9 protein-coding genes and 1 riboswitch are annotated in these 9,078 nt (G+C 72.9%); of the genes, 4 read left to right on the forward strand and 5 right to left on the reverse strand.

The genetic code is table 11. From position 1 onward, the window contains the following. Positions 1 to 248: 248 nt before the first annotated feature. Together mycP and PSH25_RS27460 are read right to left on the reverse strand one after the other, a co-directional pair. On the reverse strand, positions 249 to 1,478 hold the full coding sequence (gene mycP, locus PSH25_RS27455; RefSeq protein WP_238661796.1) for a type VII secretion-associated serine protease mycosin: 1,230 nt from the start codon (positions 1,476 to 1,478) through the stop codon (positions 249 to 251). A 51-nt stretch (positions 1,479 to 1,529) separates the two neighbouring features. Then, the gene (locus PSH25_RS27460) at positions 1,530 to 1,865 is read right to left on the reverse strand and encodes a helix-turn-helix transcriptional regulator (RefSeq protein ID WP_238661797.1); all 336 of its coding nucleotides are present in this window, start codon (positions 1,863 to 1,865) and stop codon (positions 1,530 to 1,532) included. A gap of 227 nt (positions 1,866 to 2,092) precedes the next feature. Between PSH25_RS27460 and PSH25_RS27465 the strand changes: the two genes are divergently transcribed. Then, complete coding sequence (locus tag PSH25_RS27465) at positions 2,093 to 2,830, forward strand: carbonic anhydrase (protein WP_238661798.1); 738 nt, start codon at positions 2,093 to 2,095, stop codon at positions 2,828 to 2,830. 56 nt (positions 2,831 to 2,886) lie between these two features. Here the strand turns inward: PSH25_RS27465 and PSH25_RS27470 are convergent, their stop codons facing one another. The 3 genes from PSH25_RS27470 to PSH25_RS27480 form a co-directional block, all read right to left on the reverse strand. After that, positions 2,887 to 3,906, reverse strand: coding sequence for a coiled-coil domain-containing protein (locus tag PSH25_RS27470; RefSeq protein WP_238661799.1), 1,020 nt, complete (start codon positions 3,904 to 3,906; stop codon positions 2,887 to 2,889). Between the two features lie 4 nt (positions 3,907 to 3,910). Then, positions 3,911 to 4,041: riboswitch (cyclic di-AMP (ydaO/yuaA leader) on the reverse strand. Between the two features lie 166 nt (positions 4,042 to 4,207). Continuing rightward, entirely contained in the window at positions 4,208 to 5,578 is a 1,371-nt protein-coding gene (locus PSH25_RS27475; protein ID WP_238661800.1) for a YibE/F family protein, read from the reverse strand. Between the two features lie 300 nt (positions 5,579 to 5,878). Continuing rightward, positions 5,879 to 6,175 carry a metal-sensitive transcriptional regulator gene (locus tag PSH25_RS27480; RefSeq protein ID WP_030329541.1) on the reverse strand — a complete coding sequence of 99 codons (297 nt, stop codon included), beginning with the start codon at positions 6,173 to 6,175 and terminating at the stop codon, positions 5,879 to 5,881. A gap of 95 nt (positions 6,176 to 6,270) precedes the next feature. Between PSH25_RS27480 and PSH25_RS27485 the strand changes: the two genes are divergently transcribed. The 3 genes from PSH25_RS27485 to PSH25_RS27495 all read left to right on the forward strand — a co-directional run. Beyond that, positions 6,271 to 6,480, forward strand: a complete 210-nt coding sequence (locus PSH25_RS27485; protein ID WP_091395144.1) for a heavy-metal-associated domain-containing protein — start codon at positions 6,271 to 6,273, stop codon at positions 6,478 to 6,480. 13 nt (positions 6,481 to 6,493) lie between these two features. Further along, on the forward strand, positions 6,494 to 7,441 hold the full coding sequence (locus PSH25_RS27490) for a DUF8832 domain-containing protein (RefSeq protein ID WP_238661801.1): 948 nt from the start codon (positions 6,494 to 6,496) through the stop codon (positions 7,439 to 7,441). A gap of 12 nt (positions 7,442 to 7,453) precedes the next feature. Then, positions 7,454 to 9,078, forward strand: a 1,625-nt coding sequence (locus tag PSH25_RS27495; RefSeq protein ID WP_238661802.1) for a heavy metal translocating P-type ATPase, incomplete at its 3' end; no start/stop codon positions are given.

A 9,078-nucleotide genomic window follows, 5' to 3' on the forward strand; every position in this document is an offset into this window, starting at 1 on the left:
GTGTACAAGAGGAGCAACGGGCGGAGGTGGAGGCGGAGGGCCTGGAAATCAACCGGATCGTGAACGAGATCGGCGGTGCCGTGGGCATCGCCCGCGAAAACTACCTCACCACGGAGAGCAGCAACTACAAGGGGTGGAGCTGAGACATTCGTACGAGCGGCGCGGGTCCGGTTCGCGCGGCCCGGAGCCGCTCTGCGTTGGCGGCTCCGGGTTGGCGTAGGCGTCGGCGCCGCGCCGCGGTGCGCCGCTCAGCCGGCGGTTGGCGCGTCGGTGCGTCGGCCGGGGCGCCAGTCGCGTCGGCGGCCCCGGGCCATGATCGGTCGCGCGACCAGCAGCAGCCCGGCGAGCAGAGCGCCGATGACCGCCGCCCAGATCGCGGCGGGGCGCTGCCAGCTCAGCGGGTCGTCCCGCACGGCGGGGGCCGGGAGGGCACCGGCGGGCGGGTTCGCCCGGGTGCCGAGCAGGCTCGACACCGCCCGGTACGGGTTGACCATCCCGTGGCCGATGTCGGCGTTCTGACCCTCCGGTGGGTTGTCCGCGGTGCGTTTCAGCCGATCCGCGACCTGCTGGGGGTTGAGACCGGGGTAGGCGGCCCGGACCAGCGCGGCCACTCCCGAGACGTACGCGGCGGCGTAGCTGGTGCCGCCCTCCGGCACGGTGCGGTAGCCGGTGTTTCCGGGCGCCGGCCCGACGATGTTCATTCCCGGTGCGGCGATGTCGACGTAGTCGCCGCTGATCGAGGTGCCGACGTGCCCGCCCTGCTCGTCCACGCCACCGACCGCGATGACTCCGGGGTACGCGGCCGGGTAGCCCGGCCGGTTCTGGGAGTCTTCCGTCCGGTTGCCCGCGGCGGCGACCAGCACCACCCCCTTGGCCAGCGCGCGCTCGACGGCCGCCGTCAGTTCGGGGCGGGGAATTGTTGTCAGGGACAGGTTGATCACGTCGGCGCCCTCGTCGACCGCCCAGTCGATGGCTGCCGCGATCTGCGCGGGGAGCTGCGGGTTGCTGACCTCCCCGAGCTGCGGCAGGACCCGGATCGGCAGGATGCGGGCAGCCGGGGCGATGCCGCTGAAGGGGACAACCGTGCCCTCCCGACCCGCGATGATGCCGGCGATCAGCGTGCCGTGCCCGGCCTCGTCGCACTGGCCCTGCCGGGCCGGCAGGCCGTTGAAGTCGCGGCCCTCGAGAACCTGGCCCTTGAGGAGCGGGTGGGCGGCGGAGACTCCGGAGTCGATCACGGCCACCGTGACCCCGGCGCCCCGGGACAGCGGCCACGCCGAGGACGGCTCCAGCCGGCGTAGCGCCCACGGCAGCTGGGTCAGGTTGTCGGTGCCGGAGGGACCGCAGAGGGGCGGCGCGGCGGTCGCGGGGGAGGGTGCCACCAGGCCGGCGCCGAGCAGGGCCGCCAGCGCTCCACTGAGGACGCCGCGAAGGGCACGGTGGGACGGGGTCGCGCTCAACGGCGGGCATTCGCGCACCGGCAAAGGTTACCGCCGTGACCGTCGGGCGGCGGCCCCCGGTGACGAGGGTCAGGCCCGGGGGGACGCCTTCGCGGTGGGAGTGTCGGCGAAGAGCGCGAGCAGGTCGCCGACCTGCCGGTCGGCCTCGGCGGGGTGCCGGAACCGGCCAGCCGGGTTGAGGGTGTACTCGTTGCGTCGCCCGACCCGGGTGCGGTGCAGGTAGCCCCCCGCCTCCAGGTCGGCGACGATCGCCTGCGCGGCCCGTTCGGTCACGCCGACCTCGGCCGCGACGTCGCGCAGCCGGGCGGTCGGATCGCGGGCGATGGCCAGCAGGACGTGCCCGTGGTTGGTGAGGAACGTCCAGTTCCGTCCGCCGCCGGTGTCGCCCGTCACGGTGCTCGCCATCGTGTGACCGCCTTTCCGGATGTCCGCCTGCCCTCACGAGAGTCTTGTCCGCCCTGCCCGGGGAAGGTTGCCCAGGGGGCGGCCGGAGTCAACGTATGAAATCTAAATCACGCATACCTTGACGCATCTTACGGTGCGTGTGACGGTGGAGCACGAGCCAGCGCCCCGCCGCCCGGCCGGCGGAGAGCCGGTTTGGCCAGGTCAGATGCGTCGAGACGAGGTGCGGGATGAGTCATACCGGGAACTCCGGCGGTCAGCCGGGTCCGCAGCGGACCACCGACCGGGCGCCCGCCCTCAGCGAGCCGACCCGGGCGTACGCCGAGCTGATCGCCGGCAACCGCCGCTTCGTCGGTGGCGCCCCACGCCACCCCAACCAGGATGCCGGGCACCGCGCCGCCGTGGCCGACGGGCAACACCCGTTCGCGGTGATCGTCGGCTGCTCCGACTCCCGGCTGGCCGCCGAGATCATCTTCGACCGGGGGCTCGGCGACCTGTTCGTGGTCCGCACGGCCGGGCACACCGCCGGCCCCGAGGTGCTCGGCAGCGTCGAGTACGCGGTGACCGTGCTCGGCACTCCGCTGGTGGTGGTGCTCGGCCACGACTCGTGCGGTGCGGTGCAGGCCGCCCGGGAGGCCGCCGCCACCGGTACCGCGCCGAGTGGCCATCTGCGCGCCGTGGTCGACGCCGTGCTGCCCAGCCTGCGCCGGGCCGAGGCCGAGGGCGTGGATGACATCGACGGCATCGTCGACATCCACATCGCACAGACCGTCGAGACGTTGCTCGGGCAGTCCTCCGTGCTGGCCGACGAGGTGGCGCGGGGGCGGTGTGCGGTGGTGGGGGTGTCCTACCGGCTGGCCGCCGGAGCGGTGCGCCCGGTTGCCGCCGTGCCGGCTGCCTTCGCGACGCTTGACACCCCGGCCGGATCGCCCGAGTCGACCGGCCCGGCCGCGCCTGCCACCGTCTGACGCGACGAGGGCCGCTCCGCGTCACGCGGAACGGCCCTCGACGGGGATCGTGCGGGTCAGAGCAGCGACATGTGGACGTGGTCGGTGTGGTTCGACGGCCCGCTGTACGAACTCCAACCGGTGGCCGGGAACCAGATCTGCCGGTTCCAGATCACGTAGTAGATGCCGAGCCGGTCGGCGTTACGGATGAGGAACGCGGCGACGTTGTTGCCGTACGTCCGGGTGTCCTCGTTGTGCCACGGCGAGAAACCGCTCTTCTGCAGCGACCAGTCGCAGGCGCGGCCCTTCGGGTGCTCCCACGGCCCGCCGGGGCGGTAGCAGCCGACGAACCGGTTGAAGCCGGCCCGCTTGACCTCCTTGTACGCGTGCAGCGTGCGCGGGGTGACGCAGCCGGACGTGGTGGGGTCGTTCTCGCTGCACGACTGGGGCTTCCAGTCACCGTCGGCCGTGCGACCCGGGCCGATCCTCGCGACCGGGGAGGTGGCGTCCACAAGGCCGCCGGTGAAGCCCTTCCCGCCGACGAGGGAGAGCGCCTTGTCGGCCTCGCTCTTCCGCTTCGCCATCAGGGCGGTCTGCTTCTGCTGCTCCCGAACCTCCGTGTCGAGGGCCAGCTTCGCCTGCTCGGCGCGGGCCTTCACCTCGTTGACCTCGGAGAGCTTCTTCTCGTTGACCATGTTTATCTCGTCGAGCATCCCGGCGCGCCGGACGAAGGAGTCGGGCGCTTCGCTCTCCAGCAGCATCGCGACCGCGCCGATCCGGCCGGTCCGGTACGCCTGGGCGGCGATCTGCCCGACCTGCGGGGCCAACGCGTCCAGGTCGGCCTTGGCCCGGTCGACCTCCGCCGCCAACTCGCCCTGCCGCTTCTTGGACTTGTCCAGCTTGGACTTGGCGGCGGAGTAGTCGCGGTTGGCCTGCTCGATGACGTCGTTGAGCAGCTTGGGCTCGCCGTCCTCCTCGTGCCCGGACGGTGTGGGGTTCGTCGGGGCGGCGTGTGCCGGGAGCGGCCCGGCGAGCACGGTCAGTGCGGCGATCACGGCCACCACGGGTGTCAACCAGCGGCGTAGGGGTGCCGTCACAATGTTCCCTTCCGTCGACCGCCGACCGGGTTAGCTGACGGGTTCGGGGCGGAAGTGGCCCCTACCGCTGACGCGGATTCACCCCAGGTACCTGGGTCCCCGGCTCGCCGGTTGGCGATTGGGCGGTGGCACCGCAGGCGCCGCTTCGCGCCTTCATCGGTAACCGGCAGCGAGGTTACCCGAGAGTCGACCGGGTGAGCTACGCCTGGATGCCGACCAAAAGCGTCATTTCGCCATAGCGTTGAGTGACCAGTGACGCGGTTCTCAGGGTGGATGCCCGATCTGGTCACGCTGAGGAGTGTCACCATGCCGTATCCGTGCTCCTGTTCGACTCCGGCCACCTGTCGGTGGCCTCGGATGGGGGTGCGGTCCGCGTCCGGTCCGGCTCGTCGGAGCCGGCCTTCCGCGGTGAGCTGAGTGCGGCCAGTGCCTCCGTGCGGTCCGGCTGGGGCCGGGGCGCGGGAGCGTCGGTGGACGGCGTGGCATCGGTGCGCCCGGCGGCGGCCACCACAGCGGCCAGCCCGGTGGTCAGCGGTACGGCGGCGATCAGCCCGAGGGTGGCGACCGCGCTGCGGACGATCTCCTGCGCGAGGAACTCACTGGTGAGGATCTGCCCGATCGGCCGCGAGTCCGCGGTGAGCAGGAGCAGCAGGGGCAGCGACGCGCCCGCGTACGCCAGCACGATGGTGTTGACAGTGGAGGCGATGTGCGCGCGGCCGACCCGGGTGGCCGCCCGGTACAGCTGCAACCGGGTCAGCCCGGGGTTGGCGTTGGCCAGCTCGGTGACGGTGGCCGCCTGGGTGACCGTCACGTCGTCCAGCACCCCGAGCGACCCGATGATGATCCCGGCGAGCAGCAGACCGTGCAGGTCCACGTCGCCCTGGAACATCGACAGGGTGGTGGCGTCTTCGCTGCCGAAGCCGGTGAGGTGGGTCGCGGCCGTGGCGATGGTGGCGAGCACGCCGGTCAGCACCAGGCTGCCCAGGGTGCCGAGCACCGCGACCGAGGTCTGCGCGGTGACCCCGTGCGTCAGATAGAGGACCACGAACATGATCAGGGCCGCGCCGACCACCGCCACCAGCAGTGGTGACCTGCCGGCGCCGATGCCCGGCAGCACGAAGGTGAGCAGGATGGCGAAGCTGGCGGCCAGGCCGGCGAGCGCGGCCAGACCTCGCCACCGACCGAACGCGATGATCGCGGCCGCGAAGACCACAGCCAGCCACACCATCGGGGTGCCGCGCTGGTGCTCGGCGATGTTCCAGTTGCTGGTGGTGGGATCGGTCGGGTCGGCCAGCTCGACCAGGATGACCTCATCACCGACCTCGACCCGGGGTGCGCCGGGCCCGTCGGGCACCGGTGTCCGTACCTGTTGGCCGGCGGCCGGCCCGTCGTCCACCCGGACGTCGACCGTGCCGCACCGCCCGTCGCCGACCCTCGGTGTGCCCTCGGGAACCGACGGCAGCGGCGGGCACGGCTCACTTACCACCCGGGTGACCGTGCCGGGGTAGCGCGGCACGTCCGCCCCACCGTCGGTCTGCGGTGACCCGCCGTGCGGCCAGAGCAGCGCCGCGGCGAGCACGGTGGCGACGAAGAGGGGCACCACCGTCACGACGAGGATCCGTCGCACCCGTGGTGGGGCGGACGGAGCGGGGTGAGTGTGGTCGGCGGCCAAGGCGAGACTCCCAACGATCCGGTGCGGGGTACGGGTCAACGTGCCGGGCGGTTCACCGTTTCGGTGGAAACGCGGCGGATCGGCGGGGCGGATCGCTGCCTGACGACCGCGTGATCACGGACGGTCATTGCTCGGCCCGGTCGGTCGGGGGCGACGCCACGTCGAGGCGGCGCCGGTGCCCGACTGGGCGGCGGCATGCGGAGAGCCATCGTGGGAGATGCTAGCCAGCCCGCCCGATGGTTGCAGGTCGTGGCGGAGTGTCGGGGCGGCCGAACCGCCCGCGTGGCGGACTTCGGCCCGTCAGCCGCGCTTCATGAGCCGGCCGACCGCCGCCATCATCTCGGTGGCCATCTCGTCGGCTCGACCCTCGGCGGCGCCCTCGTGCATGCAGTGCCGGGCGTGCCCGTCGAGCAGCCCGAGGGCCACCTTGTCGAGGGCGGCCTGGATCGCGGAGATCTGGGTGAGCACGTCGATGCAGTAGCGGTCGTCGTCGACCATCTTCTCGATGCCCCGGACCTGCCCCTCGACGCGGCGGAGCCGCGCGAGCAGCTGGTCCTTGCTGGCGGTGTATCCGCGGATCGGGGTGGGTGCGGTCATGTCGACCAGGATAGCCTACCCCCAGGGGGTATGGTACGGTCGTGTCCGGATGAGATACCCCCACCGGGTACCGGTACCGTAAAGGAGACGATCCAATGGTCAACACGACGTATCAGGTGCAGGGCATGACCTGTGGGCACTGCGTCAGCGCGGTGAGCGCCGAGGTCGGCGCCATCGCGGGCGTGCGTGACGTCCAGGTCGACCTCGCCGCCGGCCGGGTCACCGTCAGCAGCGATCAGCCGCTGGACACCGCGGTTGTCCGGGCCGCCGTCGACGAGGCCGGCTACGACCTCGTCGACGCGTGATCGGAGGGCCGGCGTGCGTACGGTGACGAAACTGGCCGGGTTCGCCGTCGGCCTGGCGGCGGTCTTCGGCGCGACCTACGGGGTCGGCCGGGTCGTCGACCCCGCCCCGGCCGCCGAGAGTCGACACGACGATGCCGCCACCCCGGCGGTGGACGAGCGGGGCGGGACGGCCGACCGGCTCCCCGGCGGGCTGCTCGTCTCCGAGCGCGGCTACAGCCTCGAACGGGTCGACGCCCCGGCCGGCGAGTTCGCCTTCCGGATCGCCGGCCCGGACGGCCGCCCGGTCACCCGGTACGAGGTGGCGCACGACAAGCGGATGCACCTGATCGTCGCCCGGCGGGACCTCTCCGGCTTCCGCCACGTCCACCCCGAGCTCGCCCCGGACGGCACCTGGCGGGTCGACACCCCGCTGACCGGCGCCGGGCAGTGGCGGGCGTTCGCCGACTTCACCCCGACCGGAGGCGAGCCGCTGACCCTCGGCGTGGACGTGACCGTCCCCGGGGAGCTGACCGAACGACCGTTGCCCGCACCGGCGAGCAGCACCACCGTCGACGGCTACACGGTCACCCTGACCGGAGCGCCGCAGCCCGGCCGCACGTCGTCGCTGACCCTGACCGTCAGCCGCAACGGGCAACCGGTCACCGACCTCGAGCCCTACCTGGGCGCGTACGGGCACCTGGTGGCGCTGCGCCGGGGTGATCTGGCGTACCTGCACGTGCACCCGGACGGCACGCCCGGCGATGGGCGCACCCCTCCCGGTCCGGCCGTCACCTTCCTCGCCGAGGTGCCCTCGGCGGGCAGCTACCGGCTCTACCTCGACTTCCAACACGGTGGGCGGGTGCACACCGCCGAGTTCACCGTGGTCGCCGGCGCCGCCCCGACCGGGAACGCCCCGACCCCGAGCGGACCCGCACCGACCGGCGGGGCCGACCACGGCACCCCCGGGCACGGACACAACTGACGGGACCAGACGATGACCACCACCAGCAGACCGCTGCCCGAGGCACCGAACCGGATCGAACTGGCGATCGGCGGGATGACCTGCGCCGCGTGCGCCGCCCGGATCGAGAAGAAGCTCAACCGGATGGACGGGGTGAGCGCCACCGTCAACTACGCCACCGAGAAAGCGACCGTCCGGTACGCCGACGGCGTCACGCCGGACGACCTGATCGGCACCGTGCAGAAGACCGGCTACACGGCGGCGCTGCCGGCTCCGCCCAGCGCGGAAGCTCCGGTGGACCCGCTGCGGGGGCCACGTACCCGGCTCTGGGTGTCGGTGGCCCTGAGCGTGCCGGTGGTCCTGCTGGCCATGGTCCCGGCCTGGCAGTTCGACTACTGGCAGTGGCTGTCGCTGACCCTGGCCGCCCCGGTGGTGGTCTGGGGCGGGCTGCCGTTCCACCGGGCCGCCTGGACCAACCTGCGGCACGGCGCCGCGACCATGGACACCCTGGTGTCGCTCGGCACCCTGGCCGCGCTCGGCTGGTCGCTCTGGGCGCTCTTCCTCGGTGACGCGGGGATGCCCGGGATGACGCACCCGTTCCGCTTCGACATCACCCGGACCGACGGCGCCGGCAACATCTACCTGGAGGCGGCCGCCGGGGTCACCGTGTTCATCCTGGCCGGTCGCTACTTCGAGGCCAGGTCGAAGCGGACCGCCGGCGCCGCCCTGCGCTCCCTGCTCGACCTCGGCGCCAAGGACGTGGCGGTGCTGCGTGACGGCGTGGAGACCCTGATCCCGGTGGACCGGCTCGTCGTCGGTGACCGGTTCGTGGTCCGCCCCGGGGAGAAGATCGCCACCGACGGGGTGGTCGAGGAGGGCACCTCCGCGGTCGACGCCAGCATGCTCACCGGTGAGTCGGTGCCGGTCGAGGTCGCCCCGGGCGACGGTGTGGTCGGTGCCACGATCAACGCCGGTGGGCGGCTGATCGTCACCGCCACCCGGGTCGGCGCGGACACCCAGCTCGCTCGGATGGCCGACCTGGTCGAGCAGGCGCAGAGCGGCAAGGCGGCAGTCCAGCGGCTGGCGGACCGGATCTCCGGTGTCTTCGTACCGATCGTCATCACCCTCGCCGTCGGCACGCTCGGCTGGTGGCTCGGCACCGGGGCCGGCCCGACCGCCGCGTTCACCGCCGCCGTGGCCGTGCTGATCATCGCCTGCCCGTGCGCGCTCGGCCTGGCCACCCCGACCGCACTGCTGGTCGGCACCGGTCGGGGCGCCCAGCTCGGCGTGCTGATCAAGGGCCCGGAGGTGCTGGAGTCGACCCGCCGGGTGGACACCGTGGTGCTCGACAAGACCGGCACCGTGACGACCGGCCGGATGACAGTGGTCGACGTGGTGCCGGCCAGCGGGGTGGACCGGGCCGAGCTGCTCCGGCTGGCCGGGGCGGTGGAGGCCGCCTCCGAGCATCCGATCGCCCGGGCGATCGCCGCCACTGCCGCCGACGCGGGCGCGCTGCCCCCGGTGGCCGCCTTCGGCAACCTCGAAGGGCTGGGCGTGACCGGCACGGTCGACGGTCGGGCCGTCCTGGTCGGTCGGGTCCGGCTGCTCCGCGGGCGCGAGATCGACGTACCGCCGGAGGTCGAGTGGGCCGTGGGCGA

Origin of the sequence: Micromonospora foliorum (assembly GCF_022229015.1) — a bacterium.
In the GTDB taxonomy this organism is placed as follows: Bacteria; Actinomycetota; Actinomycetes; order Mycobacteriales; family Micromonosporaceae; genus Micromonospora; species Micromonospora foliorum.

Coding starts and splice junctions, on each gene's coding strand:
- PSH25_RS27460 (WP_238661797.1), bottom strand. CDS start 1,865: ATGGCGAGCACCGTGACGGGCGACACCGGCGGCGGACGGAACTGGACG.
- PSH25_RS27465 (WP_238661798.1), top strand. CDS start 2,093: ATGAGTCATACCGGGAACTCCGGCGGTCAGCCGGGTCCGCAGCGGACC.
- PSH25_RS27480 (WP_030329541.1), bottom strand. CDS start 6,175: ATGACCGCACCCACCCCGATCCGCGGATACACCGCCAGCAAGGACCAG.
- PSH25_RS27485 (WP_091395144.1), top strand. CDS start 6,271: ATGGTCAACACGACGTATCAGGTGCAGGGCATGACCTGTGGGCACTGC.